The organism is Dokdonella ginsengisoli, from assembly GCF_042652785.1.
GTDB lineage: Bacteria > Pseudomonadota > Gammaproteobacteria > Xanthomonadales > Rhodanobacteraceae > Dokdonella_A > Dokdonella_A ginsengisoli.
This window is the reverse complement of record NZ_JBHSHD010000002.1, coordinates 144,772-160,352: the sequence shown is the minus strand read 5'-3', so window position 1 is coordinate 160,352 and position 15,581 is coordinate 144,772. Positions and strand designations below refer to the sequence as shown.

Annotated in this window: 6 protein-coding genes; 3 read left to right on the top strand and 3 right to left on the bottom strand. The window is 70.1% G+C overall.

The features are described from left to right. The first annotated feature begins 1 nt into the window (after position 1). The 3 genes from ACFO6Q_RS01000 to ACFO6Q_RS00990 all read left to right on the top strand — a co-directional run bounded on the left by ACFO6Q_RS01000 (position 2) and on the right by ACFO6Q_RS00990 (position 8,660). A complete protein-coding gene (locus tag ACFO6Q_RS01000) occupies positions 2-3,568 on the top strand; it encodes an indolepyruvate ferredoxin oxidoreductase family protein (RefSeq protein WP_380018613.1) in 3,567 nt (1,188 codons plus the stop codon). Positions 3,569-3,835: 267 nt separating this feature from the next. After that, positions 3,836-5,215 (top strand): type II toxin-antitoxin system HipA family toxin YjjJ, encoded by a 1,380-nt coding sequence (gene yjjJ, locus ACFO6Q_RS00995; protein WP_380018612.1) that lies wholly within the window; start codon positions 3,836-3,838, stop codon positions 5,213-5,215. 142 nt (positions 5,216-5,357) lie between these two features. Further along, the gene (locus ACFO6Q_RS00990) at positions 5,358-8,660 is read left to right on the top strand and encodes a DEAD/DEAH box helicase (RefSeq protein WP_380018611.1); all 3,303 of its coding nucleotides are present in this window, start codon (positions 5,358-5,360) and stop codon (positions 8,658-8,660) included. A gap of 179 nt (positions 8,661-8,839) precedes the next feature. Here the strand turns inward: ACFO6Q_RS00990 and ACFO6Q_RS00985 are convergent, their stop codons facing one another. The 3 genes from ACFO6Q_RS00985 to ACFO6Q_RS00975 all read right to left on the bottom strand — a co-directional run bounded on the left by ACFO6Q_RS00985 (position 8,840) and on the right by ACFO6Q_RS00975 (position 15,508). Continuing rightward, positions 8,840-11,899 carry an NHL repeat-containing protein gene (locus ACFO6Q_RS00985; protein WP_380018610.1) on the bottom strand — a complete coding sequence of 1,020 codons (3,060 nt, stop codon included), beginning with the start codon at positions 11,897-11,899 and terminating at the stop codon, positions 8,840-8,842. Positions 11,900-12,090: 191 nt separating this feature from the next. Beyond that, positions 12,091-14,898 carry a protein kinase domain-containing protein gene (locus tag ACFO6Q_RS00980; RefSeq protein ID WP_380018609.1) on the bottom strand — a complete coding sequence of 936 codons (2,808 nt, stop codon included), beginning with the start codon at positions 14,896-14,898 and terminating at the stop codon, positions 12,091-12,093. A gap of 16 nt (positions 14,899-14,914) precedes the next feature. Beyond that, positions 14,915-15,508 carry an ECF-type sigma factor gene (locus ACFO6Q_RS00975; RefSeq protein WP_380018608.1) on the bottom strand — a complete coding sequence of 198 codons (594 nt, stop codon included), beginning with the start codon at positions 15,506-15,508 and terminating at the stop codon, positions 14,915-14,917. Positions 15,509-15,581 lie beyond the last annotated feature (73 nt).

Sequence of the window (15,581 nt, the reverse complement as noted above, 5' to 3'; positions counted from 1 at the left end):
CATGTCCGTTCCCGCCGCCGCTCTCGCGCCGTCGATCGATCGCGAGTACACGCTCGAGCACAAGTACACGCGCACTGAAGGCCGCATCTACCTGTCCGGCGTGCAGGCGCTGGTGCGCCTGCCGCTGATGCAGCAGATGCGCGACCGCGCGGCCGGCGCGAACACCGCCGGCTTCATCTCCGGCTACCGCGGCTCGCCGCTGGGCGGCTTCGACCTCGAGCTGTGGAAGGCGAAGAAGCACCTGAAGACCTCGAATATCGAGTTCACGCCGGGCCTCAACGAGGACCTCGGCGCGACGATGGTGTGGGGCACGCAGCAGGCCAACCTGTTCCCCGGCGCCAAGTACGACGGCGTGTTCGCGATGTGGTACGGCAAGGGTCCGGGCGTGGACCGCTGCGGCGACGTGTTCAAGCACGGCAACGCGGCCGGCACCTCGAAGTTCGGCGGCGTGCTCGCGCTCGCCGCCGACGACCACGCCTGCCGCTCCTCGACCCTGCCGCACGGCTCGGAACTGGAATTCGTCAGCGCGATGATGCCGGTGCTCAATCCGGCCGGCGTGCAGGACATCCTCGACATGGGCCTGCTCGGCTGGGCGATGTCGCGCTTCACCGGCCGCTGGGTCGGCTTCAAGACGATCGCCGAGACGGTCGAGTCGTCGGCCAGCGTCAACGTCAATCCGCACCAGCTCGACATCGTGTTGCCGGAAGACTTCGCGCTGCCGGCCGGCGGCCTCAACATCCGCTGGCCGGATCCGCCGCTGAACCAGGAAATGCGCCTGCACCAGTACGCCGTGCAGGCCGCATGCGCGTTCGCGCGCGCCAACCGCATCGACAAGACCGTGCTCGACTCGCCGAACGCGCGCCTGGGCATCGTCACCACCGGCAAGAGCTACCTCGACGTGCTGCAGGCGCTCGAGTACCTGGGCATCAGCGAGCGCGACGCGCGCGAGATCGGCATCCGCGTGTACAAGGTCGGCATGACCTGGCCGCTGGAGCCGGTCGGCATCCGCGACTTCGCGCGCGGCCTGGAAGACATCATCGTCGTCGAGGAGAAGCGCTCCTTCATCGAGTCGCAGATGAAGGAGTACATGTTCAACTGGGACCACCACGTACGTCCCTCGGTGGTCGGCAAGTACGACGAGCAGGGCAACTGGATCCTGCCGAGCACCAACGAGCTGACGCCGGCGATGATCGCGCTGGTGATCGCGCGGCGCCTGGCGCGCTTCTTCACCAGCGAGGCGATCAAGGCGCGCGTGGCCTGGATCGAGGCGAAGGAGAAGGAACTGACCCTGCCGCGCGCGAACTTCCCGCGCGCCGCGCACTACTGCTCGGGCTGCCCGCACAACACCTCCACGAAGGTGCCCGAGGGCAGCCGCGCGCTCGGCGGCATCGGCTGCCACTACATGGTCACCTGGATGGACCGCCGCACCGACACCTTCACCCAGATGGGCGGCGAAGGCGTGACCTGGTGCGGGCAGGCGCCGTTCACCGAAACCAGGCACGTGTTCCAGAACCTCGGCGACGGCACCTATTTCCATTCCGGCTCGCTGGCGATCCGCCAGTCGATCGCGGCCAAGGTCAACATCACCTACAAGATCCTCTACAACGACGCGGTGGCGATGACCGGCGGCCAGCCGGTCGACGGCACGCTGACCGTGCCGGACATCGCGCACCAGGTGCGCAGCGAAGGCGTGCAGACGATCATCGTCGTCAGCGACGACATCGCCAAGTGGTCCAGGCCGGAAATCTTCCCGGCCGGCGTCGAGTTCGTGCACCGCGACGAACTGGAAGCCGTGCAGAAGCGCATGCGCGAGATCGAAGGCGTCAGCGTGCTGATCTACGACCAGACCTGCGCCACCGAGAAGCGCCGCCGCCGCAAGCGCGGCAAGATGGAAGATCCGAAGAAGCGCCTGTTCATCAACTCGCTGGTCTGCGAAGGCTGCGGCGACTGCGGCGAGAAATCGTTCTGCGTCTCGGTGCTGCCGAAGGAAACCGAGTACGGCCGCAAGCGCGAGATCGACCAGAGCAACTGCAACAAGGACTTCTCCTGCGCCAAGGGCTTCTGCCCGAGCTTCGTCTCGGTCGTCGGCGGCGGCCTGAAGAAGAAAAAGGGCAAGGCCGAGGTCGATTTCTCGGCGCTGCCGCAGCCGGTGTTCGCCACCGACCTGGCGCAGCCGTGGAACGTCCTCGTCACCGGCATCGGCGGCACCGGCGTGGTCACGATCGGCGCGCTGATCGGCATGGCCGCGCACCTGGAAGGCAAGGGCGGCACCGTGCTCGACCAGACCGGCCTGGCGCAGAAGGGCGGCGCGGTGACCTGCCACCTGCGCATCGCCAAGGCGCCGGAGGACATCCACGCCGTGCGCATCGCCGCCGGCGAGGCCGACCTCGTGCTCGGCTGCGACATGGTCGTGGTCAACGACTACTGGGCGCTGTCGAAGATCCGCGCCGGCCGCTCGCGCGTGGTGCTCAACACCTACGAGGCGATGCCGGGCACGTTCACGATGAAGCCGGACATGCAGTTCCCGGCGCAGGCCATCATCGATGCGGTGAAGACCGCGCTCGACGGCGCCTCGCCGGAACTGGTCGACGCGACGGAGCTGGCCACCGCGCTGCTCGGCGACACCATCGCGGCGAACCTGTTCATGCTCGGCTACGCCTGGCAGAAGGGCTGGGTGCCGCTGTCGCACGAATCGCTGATGCGCGCGATCGAACTCAACGGCGCGGCGATCGAGATGAACAAGGCCGCGTTCAACTGGGGCCGCCTCGCCGCGCACGACGTCGTGCAGGTGCGCAAGGCAGCCGGGCTGCCGAACCCGCACACGCCGTCAGGCGCGATCCCGCTCGCCCTGCCGGTGCGCCGTGCGGCGTCGAACGGCAACGCCGGTGCGCTCGACGACGCGACGCTCAGCGCCACGCTCGACGAGCGCATCGCGCGCCGCGTCGCCTTCCTGACCGACTACCAGAACGCGGCCTACGCGGCGAAGTACCAGGCGCTGGTCGACAAGGTGCGCGCTGCGGAAGCGGCGAAGACGCCGGGCTTCACCAGCCTGACCGAGGCCGTCGCACGCTACGCGTTCAAGCTGATGGCCTACAAGGACGAATACGAGGTCGCGCGCCTGTACACCAGCGGCGACTTCGAGCAGCGCCTCAAGGACACCTTCGACGGCGACTACAAGCTGCACTTCAACCTCGCCCCGCCGCTGCTGGCCAGGCGCGACGCCGACGGCAACCTGAAGAAGGCCGAGTACGGCCCGTGGGTGTTCAAGGCCTTCAAGCTGCTGGCCAAGCTGCGCGGTCTGCGCGGCGGCGCGCTGGACGTGTTCGGCTACACCGCCGAGCGCCGGATGGAGCGCCAGCTGATCGCCGACTACGGCAAGACGCTCGACGAGCTGCTGGCCGGCCTGAGCGGCGACAATCACGCGCTGGCCGTCGACATCGCCTCGGTGCCGGAATTCATCCGCGGCTACGGCCACGTCAAGGAACGCCACTTCGAGAACGCGATGAAGCGGCAGGACGACCTGCTGGCGGCGTGGCGCAATCCGGTGGCACAACGCGTGGCGGCGTGAGGCCGACAACGTCGCGGCGCTGTCCGTGACGTCGCGGGGCGAGGCTGGAATTTGCGTCGGACGATACGGCGGCCGATCCGGCCCGTCGCGTCGGCGTAGGTCCGCGTCTTCTGCGAAATATCTATTCAAGAATCGCAGAGGTTTGGATTGGGTCTGGTTGTCTATTCCATAATTTCCATTGCATATCATTGAGATAGTCTATCCTTGCGAGCTTTTCTGAGCGGGCTTGGCTTGACTATCTATTCATGAATCTATTCAATCCACCTCATGGACGAGGCTCGCTGGGACCTTCTCGAAACCCTGCTGCGTCGCCGCGGCGTGCTGCCGGCGGCGGCGATCGCGGCTGAACTCGGGGTCAGCCAGCCGACGGTTTCGCGCCTGCTGACGCAGGCCGGCGAGCGCGTCGTGCGCATCGGCCGCGCGCGCGCGGCGCGCTACGCGCTCGCTCACGAAATCGCGCGCCTGGGCAGTCACTGGGCGCTGTATCGCATCGACGCCCAGGCGCGGCCCGAGCGGATCGGCGAACTGCATGCGCTGCACGGCGACGGATTCTTCTTCGCGCCCGACGGCGAGCGCCCGGCGCTGACGCACGGCGATTTCGCCTCCGGCCTGTACCCCGGCTTGCCCTGGTTCCTCGACGACCAGCGGCCGCAGGGTTTTCTCGGCCGCGCGTTCGCGCGCCGCGTCGCCGCCGAAATCGGCGCATCGGACGACATCCTGCTCTGGCGCGGCGACGACGTCGTGCTCGCGATGCTGCGCCATGGCGACGACCTGTCCGGCGATCTGGTCCTCGGCGAGGTGTCCCTGCAGCGTGCGCTGCAGTCGATCCTCGATCCGCAGGGCACGCTTCCCCTGGACGATCGCGTCGCGCGCTACCCGCCACTCGCCGAAGCTGCGCTGCGCGGCGAGGCGGTCGGGTCGTCGGCCGGGGGCGAGCAGCCGAAGTTCGCGATCACCTTGCGATCGGAAGAAGGCTTCGTCCCGGTCATCGTCAAGTTCAGCGATCAGTTGGAAACGCCGGCCGGGCGGCGCTGGGCCGACCTGTTGATCGCCGAACATCATGCCGGCGCGGTGCTGCGCGAGCACGGCCTTCCCGCCGCGGACAGCACGATCGTCGAAGCCGGCGGGCGGGTTTTCCTGCAGTCGACGCGTTTCGATCGCACGCCGTCGCTCGGCCGCCGCGGTCTGGTCTCGCTGGCCGCGCTCGACGCGGCGCATTACGGCCACGGTCGCGTCGCATGGCTCAGCTTCGCCGCGCAGCTGCATCGCGACGGCTGGCTCGACGCCGACGACGCGCGCCGCCTGCGCCTGTTCCACTGGTACGGAACGCTGATCGGCAACAGCGACATGCACCTGGGCAACGCCTCGCTGCACCTGCGCGATGCGCTGCCGCTGCCGCTCGCGCCGGCCTACGACATGCTGCCGATGCGGTTCCGGCCGGCGGTCAACGGCGAGATCGTCGAACGCCGCTACGAGATCGCGCTGCCGGCGCCGGAACAGGCTTCCGACTGGCGCGCGGCGGCGCCGATGGCGCGCGAATTCTGGCGGCGCGTCGCCGGCGAGGCGCGCATTTCGAACGCGTTCCGTGCCATTGCCGAGGATGCGGACGCGACGATCGCGCGCGCGCAGGCGCACTTCGCCGCCTGAGGAACGCGGCAACCGGCCGTCGGCGGCATTCCTCGCTGAACCGTTTCCGTCGCGCCGTCGCGGTTCCCGCGACGCGGGCTGGACGGCGGCGGCGCGCGCGCGCAGGATGGGAGGTTTCCCGGCCGGCCGCACGCGTTCGCGCATGGATGAATCGACCTTTCGCCAATGGCTGTCGCAGCGTGCGGAGTCCGCGCTGGACCGGCACACGCTCGAGGAGGGCGCGGGCTACCTGCGCCACGGCCGCGTGCGGCGGATCTGGTACGACAGCGAGCGTGCGGAAGCCGGCGCGCTGTACGGTGCGGTGCAGGGTGGCGCGCCGGAGCCGTACACGGCGAGCGTGCGCATCGCGCTGAACGGCGCCGCGCTGCCGCATCTGCACACGCACTGCACCTGTCCGCTCGGCGGCGACTGCAAGCACGTTGCCGCGCTCGTGCTGAAGGCGCTCGACGCCGCCGCACCGGTGCCGATGCGGCCGGTCGAGCCGCCGCCGCTCGGTCCGTGGGCGAGCTGGCTCGACACGCTGGAGGCGCCCGCCGCGGCGAGCGTGGAGAAGGCCGCGGAAGCCGCACGCGTGTTCGGTTTCGTGCTGCGCCTGGGCGCGGGCGCGCTGCCCGGCGTGCAGGCGCAGCCGGTGTGGCTGACGCCGGGCAAGCGCGGCGGCTACGTCGCGCCGCGGCCGATCCAGCCGCATCTCGCCGGCGATCCGTGGGCCGGGCTCAGCCCGGCGCAGTTCGAGCACGTCGCGCAGCTGCGCATGCGCACGCCGGTTTCCGCCGGCGCGTACCTGCTGACCGAAGCGCGCGACGAAGCCCTGCTGGAAACCCTGCTGACCGAGTACCCGTGCTTCATGGACAAGCCGTCCGCGCAGCGCGTCGCGCTCGGTCCGCAGCGCGCGCTCGGCTGGCAGTGGCAGAGCTACGAGGACGGCAGCCAGAAGCTGATGCCGGTGCTGGCCGATGCATCGCCGAAGGCGCGCCTGCTGCGCATCGGGCGGCTGTGGTACTGGGAGCCGGCGCAGCGCGCGCTGGGCCTGGTCGACGCCGACGCCGAGGTCGCCGAGGCGGCGCTGCGCGCGCCGGTGCTGCTGCCGGAGCAGGCGGCCCTGCTCGACGAGCGCTGGCAGCGCAGCCCGCGGCTGAAATCGCTGCCGGCGCCGGCGCCGCCGGCGCGGCTGGAAACGCACAAGGTCACGCCGACGCCGGTGCTGACCCTGCGCGCGGTGCCGGCGCAGGCGCTCGGCCAGCCGTACCAGGCCGGCTGCGTGCGGCTGAGTTTCGACTATGACGGCCCGCGCCTGAAATTCGCCGCGGCCGCCTCGCGCGAGCGGCGCCTGCACGAGGGCCGCCTGCTGGAGATCGTGCGCGACCGCGCCAGCGAGATCGCCGCGGCCGAACGCCTGGACAGCGTCGGCTTCGTCGACGCCGAACTGCTGCCGCGCATCACCGGCGTCGCGCGCGGTGTGCTGCGCGAGGGCGATTTCGTCATCGAGCACGGCCGCGGTCAGCTCGCCGCGGCGGACCAGGTCTTCGCGCTCGCCTCGCGCCTGCGCGAACTGGGTTTTCGCATCGAATCCGAATCCGATTTCCCGTTCGAGCTGGTCGACGAGCCGGACGACTGGTACGCCGAGATCGAGGAATCGGGCAACGCCTGGTTCGACCTGCGCCTGGGTATCGACCTGGGTGGTGAGCGCGTCGACCTGCTGCCGATCCTGCATCGCCTGCTGGCCGATCCGCAGTTTCCGTTCGCGCCGCGCAAGGGCGAGGCCGAGGATGCGGTCTGGCTGGTGCCGATCGATGCGCGCCGGCGCGTGCCGCTGCCGCTGGGCAAGCTGCGCGAGCTGATCGCGCCGCTGCTCGAATGGCTGCAGACGAGCGGCCACGAAACCGCTGACGGCGCCCTGCACCTGCATCGTTCGCAGGCCTCGGTGCTGCAGGAACTCGGGCCGGACCTGCCCTGGCGCGGCGGCGAACGCCTGCGCGCCGAACTCGAACGCCTGCGCGAGGCGCGCACGCCGCTGGCCGAACCGGAAGGTTTCCGCGCCGAGCTGCGCGCCTACCAGCGCGACGGCCTGGCCTGGCTCGGCTTCCTCGCCGACGCCGGGCTCGGCGGCATCCTCGCCGACGACATGGGGCTCGGCAAGACCGTGCAGCTGCTTGCGCACCTGCTGTCGGAGAAGCAGCGCGGGCGGCTCGACGGGCCGGCGCTGATCGTCGCGCCGACCAGCCTGGTGGCGAACTGGCGTGACGAGGCGAAGCGCTTCGCGCCGGATCTTTCGGCGCTGGTGCTGCACGGTCCGGAACGTTCCGAACTGTACGCGCGGATTCCGCAGCACGACCTCGTCATCACCACCTATCCGCTGCTCGCGCGTGACGAGGACGCGCTCGCCGCGCACACCTACGCGCTGCTCGTGCTCGACGAGGCGCAGGCGATCAAGAACGCCAAGAGCCAGACCGCGAAGTCGGTGCGCAAGCTGCCGGCGCGGCGGCGCCTGGCGATGACCGGCACGCCGCTGGAAAACCACCTCGGCGAGCTGTGGGCGCAGTTCGACGCGGTCGAGCCCGGCCTGCTCGGCGTGGAGAAGAGCTTCACCAAGTTCTATCGCACGCCGATCGAGAAGCACGGCGACGTCGAGCGCCGGATGCGCCTGCAGCGCCGCATCGCGCCGCTGCTGCTGCGCCGGCGCAAGGAGGACGTGCTGGACGATCTGCCGCCGAAGACCGAGATCGCGCGGCAGGTGGAACTGGACGGCGCGCAGCGCGAGCTGTACGAAACGCTGCGCCTGGCCCAGCACGAGCGCGTGCTGGCCGAAGTGCGCAAGCGCGGTCTCGCGCAGAGCGGCATCGTCGTGCTCGACGCGTTGCTCAAGCTGCGCCAGGCCTGCTGCGATCCGCGCCTGGTCAAGCTCGACGGCGCGCGCCGCGTCGACGGCTCGGCCAAGCTCGAGCTGCTGCTGGACCTGCTCGACGGCCTCGTCGACGAAGGCCGCCGCGTGCTGGTCTTCAGCCAGTTCACCGAGATGCTCGGCCTGATCGGCGAGGCGCTCGACGCGCGCCAGCTGCGCTGGCAGTCGCTCACCGGCGACACGCCCGCGCGCGAACGCGGCGACCTGGTCAAGCACTTCCAGGAAGGGAACGTGCCGCTGTTCCTGATCAGCCTCAAGGCCGGCGGCGTCGGCCTCAACCTGACCGCCGCCGACACCGTCATCCACTACGACCCGTGGTGGAACCCGGCGGTGGAAACGCAGGCCACCGACCGTGCGCACCGCATCGGCCAGGACAAGGCCGTGTTCGTCTACAAGCTGATCTGCTCGGGCACCGTCGAGGAGAAGATCCAGGCGCTGCAGCAGCGCAAGGCGGAACTCGCACAGGCCGTGCTCGAAGGCGGCAGCACGCAGAGCCTGCGCTTCGACGAGGAAGACCTGGCGGAGCTGTTCGCGCCGCTGTAAGGCCCTCGAAAAGCCGCCGCGCCTCGCTCGCGATCGGCGCGCAGCGGCCCGGATTCATTCCGGGCCGCACGACGGGAAAACCGCGGGGAAACGGTTTCAGGAATTGCCGCCGTCTCCGCGGCGCATCCGTTGGTGCGAAAGGGAGCGCGGCCCGGCCGCGCCCGATTCCGCGAACACGCTCAAGGGTCGAAGCCGTCGCCGAAGACGAGGTCGGGATCGCCGGTGACGGTGAAGGTGACCGGCACCGCGACTTGCCGTCGCTCGGGATCGTTGCTGTCGATGCACGCGTTGCCGGTGTAGGTCCCCGGTGCCAGCCCGCTCGCGTCGAAGGTCAGCGTGACGGCCTGCGTACTGCCCGGCTGCACGGTTCCTTCCGATGGCGATCGGCTGAGCCAGGCAATGTCGTCCGGCGACGCGCAGGGTCCCGGCGCGGCCGCAATGGCCAGCGCGTCGAGCTGGCTGCCGATCAGGGCGCTGCCCTGGTGGTAGGTTCCCGGCCCGACGAAGCCGCCGTAGCCGTCGTTCACCACCGTGGCCTGGCCGGACTGCCGGTCGATCGTGTACAGGTGGCTTTCGTAGGCGCCGGTGGCTGGATCGAAGCTGCCGTTGTCGACCGCGGCGAAGTAGAGCGTGCCGGTGCTCGCGTCGAAGTCCATGCCGGCGGCGGTGGTCACGTCAATGCCGAGCGCACCGACCACGTCGACCTGGGCGCCGGCCAGGTCGACGACGACGGTGTTCTGGTTGCAGATGTCCACGCTCCACGCGTTCCCGGCCGGATCGATCGCGAGGTCGATGAGGCCGGCATCAGGGATATTGCCGACCGCCTGCACGGCGGCGGAAGCCAGGTCCACCGTGTACAGCGTGGTGGAGCAGGTGCCGAAATTCGCCGCGACGAGATAGGTCGTGCCGCTGCTCGGGTCCCAGCGCATGCCGGTCGGGAAACCGGCCGAGGCAGGCACGTCGACATTGCCGATGATCCGCTCCGAACCGTCGTTCGTATCGATGGCGATCAGGAGCCGGAAATAGGCGTCGACCACGTATGCGGTCGAAAAATCGTAGTCCACGAACGTGCCGGCGAAATAGGAGTGCGAGCTCTGGCTCAGGTACTGCAAGGCGCCGGGGAACGAAGCGTCCAGCTGGGCATAACTGTTGAGCTCATAGGGAAACCAGGTCGAAAACACCATTCCGAACGCGGGTACGGGCGGCCGATAGCGAAGCGGGGTGATCGGCACGTCCTTCGCCTTCGCCGGCGGCGCGGCCGCGGCCGTCGCAGTGCGCAGCGGCAATCCGCTGGGCGCTTCGCGACGCGGATGCAGGGCACGATTGCGCGGGGGAATCGGATAGTGTCGAGCGCCGGCCGACATCTCCCCGGACGTCCAGTCCAGGTCGCGGTCGCCGTCGTTGCGGAAATCGAGGGTCGCCGTGGCGCTGCCGCCTGCCGCGGCGCTCGCCGCGAGCGTGGTCTGGCCGAGCGCGATCTGCGGCGCGCCGACGTCGAGCGTGGCCGACTGCGAGGCCGTGAAGCTCGCCGATTCGCCTCGCGCCCAGTGCAGGGAGAGACCGTCGCTGAGCACCGGCGCGCCCCACGAGTATTGGTAGTTGGACGGCCCGCTCTGGCCGGCCTGCAGGCCGACCGTGGCCGATCGGCCGAAGTCGTGGACGCCGTCCTGGGCGCCGAACTCGACCGTCCGGTAGCGGTAGTCGAACGTGCCGTCCTCGTTGAGGATGGCCTGGAAGGTGACCCGGCCCGGATCGCCGGGATCGGCGTAGTAGGCGTCGACGTGGTTCTTGTCGGTCCACTGCACGACGAACCGGCGCGCCGGCGCGGAACCGAGCGTGGCGACGTGGAGGCTGCCGGCGGTTCCGAAGAAATCCCACCATGGCATCAGGGCGGCCTCGACCGTCGCGCCGAAGCCGTACGCGAACGGCAGCGGTTCGCCGCCTTCGGCCGCGCCGCAGCTGTCGGCCGGTGTCGCCTTGAAGGCGATCAGGCCCCAGTCGCTGATGCAGATGCTCGAATACGCCACGCCGTAGAAGTCGAAGGCGAACGGCAGCGGTTGATCGATCTGGCGCGTCAGGGGCGAGGGTTCCAGTAGCGTGCCGCTCGCCGCGATGTCGACGAAGGCGTCCGTGCTCGCGGTCGGCACGTAGGGCGGCAGTATCGTGTGTCCCGTCCAGGCGGGATCGAGCGTCGTGGACTGGGCGGCCGCGAAGATGCGGTTGTACCGATAGCTCTCGCCCGGCGCGATTGGCACGTTGGCGTTGGTGAACAGCGGCGCTCCGCCGGAGGCGTCGGCGAGCGTGTGATAGTTCAGCGTCAGCGGCGTGTGGTTGGTCACCGTGTAGCAGGCGTTGATCTGGTCGCCGACGCTGGCCTGAAGCGTACCCGCGCTGGCGCACTGGGCAGGATCGCCGTCGTATTGCGCCAGCCCCACGCTCAGCGCGATGCCGCTTTCGGGTGGCGGCGCCTGTGCGACGACCGAGCCGATGAGCTGGAACACCAGGCCGTTCGCCGATGTATTGACGCACGCTTCCAGCCCGGTCCAGGTCGGGCAGTTCGGGTAGAGATCGCCGCCCGGATTGCGCACCATCGGCGAATGGCCTGGCACCGGCGAACCCAGGTGCACGGCACTCCAGTTCCACGTGTACCGGATGTCGAGCGGCGCCGGAGGGGTGGCGACGATCGACAGCCAGTACGTGCCCTGCGCCAGGCTGCACGGCGTCGGCAAGGCCATGCCGAAGGCGCTCCAGGCGCCGCCGGAAAGTGCTCCGTGGGTATGGGGCAATGCGTCGTAACTGCAGGCGGCAGCCGCCGCGGGCTGGCCGCCGGCGTCGGGATAGATGGCGATCCTGAAGGGTCCGACATCCACGTCGGTGCCGTTGGGCACATCGGTCCCGTAAACGATTCCGTTGGCGATGACCTGATCGATCGTCCAGCCGGAAGCGTCGGCGACGTAGAAATCGTCCGCGCCCTCGCCGCTGTACGCGGCGTAGTCGGGGTCCGGAAACACCATGGAGACGATCGCTCGGGCTTCGCCCTGCCCGTCGTGCTGCAGGATGTTCTGGCTGTAGAGCACGCTGCCGCCCGGCAAGGCGCCGAGGGTTGCGGCCCGCTCGGCACGAATGCCTGTCGAGGGAACGGCGGTGTGCGCGAACGACGCCGGCGCGAGCGCGGCGACGCTGAAGCATGCCACCCGGCGCACGAGGCGGAGCGCGCGCGTGGGGATGTGGATCGTCATGAAAGGTCTCCGAACAGTCGGTGTACGGGTGCGATGCGGCATCCGCCCGATCGTTGCGCGAGCGTGCCCGCCCCACAGGGCGGATTTCGGCGCCGGAACCTGACATGGGAGTGGTTTGAGGGCCACCCGGGTACGCCAGGTGAAGCACGAAGGTGCGCGGCGAACAGCCGGCGCGGTCCCGCCGCGCCCGGCTAGAACGTCCCGACGCCCCGATGGTCCGGCACTTTCCCGGTGCCGGAGACGCGTAGCAGGCCGCGTTCGGCGCGCGCGAGCCGGTCGGGATCGATGCCGGGTCGGCCCAGCTGGTGCGCGAGCCGGTCGCGCAGGCGGTCGAACTGCCAGATCTGCAGCCGGTCTTCGCCGCCGAGCGCGCCGACCAGCGCCGCGCGCTGCGCATCGAGGCATTCGAGCAGGTCCGGATCGCGCGTCGCCAGCGCCTGCGCCCACAGCAGATGGACGGCGACGCGCAGCGCGTCCGGCGTGTCCGTGCCCTGCAGGCGGCGGAACGGCTCCGCCGCGCGGCTCAGATGTGCGATCGCCTCGTCGAGTTCGCCCAGCGCCAGATGCGCACGGCCGATGCCGTCTTCGATCGAGGCGATGCGCAGCGGGTTGTTCAGCGCTGTGTCCTTCTCCGATGCCCGCGCGAAGGTCGCCAGCGCCCGGCGCGGATCGCCCTGCTGCAACTGGGCTTCGCCGAGCAGCCTGTGCAGCTCACCTGTATCCGCGTCCGCCTCGGACGCATCGAGCGCCTGCTGCGCCTGGCTCGCCGCGTCGCCGAAGCGGCCGGTGGCGAGCTGGTAGCGGATGCCGGCGCTGGCGATGTATTCCTTCGCGCGGGCGAATTGCGCCACGGACGCCGGCCGCACCTTCTGCAGGTGATCCAGGAAAACGCGGGCGCGTTCGGGCTCGCCGAGGGCGAGATGGCTGCGCAGCAGCAGGTAGTGCAGAACGATCGCCGGATACGACTCGGGCCCGTACAGGGACCCGCTCTCCGCCAGCGCCGGTTCGAGCACGGCGGCGGCCTGGCGGTATTCGCCTGCGCCCAGCAGATTCATTCCCAGATTCGAGCGCGCGGCAAGCCGGGTACTTCTGGACGTGCTTCCCGCTGCGTGCTCGACGATCTCGCGCAATGCGTCGACGGCGGATCGGTAGTCGCCCTGGCTGCCGAGGAACTTCGCCAGGGAAATCCGCGCCTCGACGCCGTCGTCGCCGTCCAGCGCACCGCGTCGGCGCAGGGTTTCGACGACGGCCTGCATGTCCGCCACCGCCTCGCGCACCTGACCGAGCGCGAACCGGCTGCGGCTGCGGCGGGACATCAGCTTGGCCTGCCAGTCGAGCTGGTCGTCGCGCACCTGGCTCGCCGTCGGCAGCGCCTGCGTGATCAGGTCGACCGCATCGCGCTCGCGGCCGATGCTGGCGTAGATGCTGGACGCCACGTCGACGCTGCGGAGGTAGTCCTTGGGGTTGTCGGCGCGGCGTGGCGTCGACAGCGTCACCGCCTGTTCCGCGGCGGCGAGGCCGTTGCGCGGCATGCCGAGGTTGTAGAACGCCGCGGCGATTTCGCTCAGCAGCGCGGCGCGCACGGACGGGTCCACGTCGTTGCGCGCGTCCAGTGCGACGTCGGCGCGTTCGAGCAGCTGATCGGCGCCGATCTGCGAGGCGCCGGCCAGATCTGGATCGGCCTGCCGGAACAGGCTGCGGAAAAAGTCGACCAGGGCGTCGGAACGCTCGCGCTGTCGTTCGGCCTCCACGCGCTGCTCGTGCTCGCGCTGTGCGCGATCGAGCGCCAGGGCGCTGACCGCGAGCAGGCCCAGCGCGAGCACGGCGGTCAGCGCGCTCGCCGCCTTGTGCCGGCGCACCAGCTTGCCGACGCGGTAGCGCCAGCTGCCGCGATGGGCGCTGACCGGGTTGCCGGCCAGCCAGCGTTCGAGGTCGTCGGCGAAGGCCTGCGCGGTGTCGTAGCGTTCGGCCGGCAGCGGCGCGCTCGCCTTGGCGATGATGCGGCCGAGGTCGCCCTTCAAGTCGCGGCGCAGCTTCTGCGGCGAGCTGGCGCGCAGGCGGACCAGGCGTTCGGCCTGGGCGCGGTCGCGCAGCCAACACGCGGCGAACGCCTGATGCGGCGCAGGCACCACGACCGTGGTGGCATCGGCCTGCGCGTGCGCACGCGCTTCGCGTGCGGAGATGCCGCTCGTCAGCTCGTACAGCACGATGCCGAGCTGGTAGACCTCGCTGGCGGTGGTCGCCGGCTCGCCGCGCAGCTGTTCCGGTGCGGCGTAGGCCGGCGTGAGCGCCAGGGTGCGGGTCTCGTGCGCGGGTGCCTGCGCGTCGATCACCTTGGCGATGCCGAAATCGAGCAGCACGGGTATGCCGTCGTGGTCGACGAGGATGTTCGACGGCTTCACGTCCCGATGCAGGACCAGGTTGCGATGCGCGAACTGCAACGCGCGCGCGATCTGCACGAACAGACGCACGCGCGCGGGCAACGTCAGCGTGCGATGGTCGCACCACTCCAGCAGGCGCTCGCCGTCGACGTAGTCCATCGCGAACCACGGCCGGCCCGCGTCGGTCAGGCCGGCGTCGATCAGCCCGGCGATGTTGGGGTGCGTCAGCCGCGCCAGGATCTGCTGTTCGCGGTGCGCTCGCTCGCGCGTCACCGCCAGTCCTTCGCCGTGCAGGATCTTGATCGCCACGTGCTGGTCGATGCCGTCGTCGCGACGCGCCAGGTACACCTCGCCCATGCCGCCGCGGCCGAGCGGACGCAGCAGGCGGAAGCGGCCGCCGAGCACGCAGCCGGCGGCGACCTCGGCCGCCGCGGGACGCATCTGCGCCTGGTTCGCGGCGACCGTATCGGAGGTGGCCAGCATGCGGCGGACGGCGTCGGCGAGTTCGCGATCGGCGTGCTCGACTTCGGCCAGGCGAAGATCGCGCTGCGCGGGCGTCAGGTCGAACAATGCGTGCAGCAGGGCCAGTTCGGCGCGTCGGCGTGCAGGTTCGGTCATGGCGACGAGCGATCGCTCAGTCCAGGTGCTCGCGCAGCCAGCCGCGCGCCATCGCCCAGTCGCGATACACGGTGCGCTCGTCCAGCTCGAGCAGCGTGGCGATCTCCTGCACGGTCAGGCCGACGAAATAGCGCAGCTCGACGATCCGCGCCAGCCGCGGTTCGACGTGTTCGAGATCGTCGAGCGCGTCGCCGAGCCGGACCGCGTCGATCGAGTCGGGCAGCGGCGGCACCTGGTCGTCGGCCCAGTCGACGCGGACCCAGCCGGCGCCGCGCTTGTCCGCGCTCGCCGCGCGCGCGCGATCGACCAGTTCGTGGCGCATCAGCCGCACGAAGGCGTGGAAGAAATGCGCGCGATCGTCGACCTGCAGCAGGTCGATGCCGAGCACCTTCAGCAGCACGTTGTGGACCAGCTCGGTGGGCTGCAGCGTGCTGGCGCGTTCGCCGGCGAGCAGCCGCGTGGCCATCACGCGCAGCTCGGCGTACACGTGCGGCAGCAGATGATCGAACGCTTGTGCGTCACCGGCCTGCCAGGCGCGGATCAGCCGGGTCACTTCCCTGTCGCCCGCGGACGACGTCGTCGTGGTCGACGCCTCGGACGAAAGCTTCAAGCCGTGTCACCTCCCCAGTGGGCCGTACGAGCCGCCGGGGAATGGTACGCGCCGCCTCTTCCGTACGCATCCG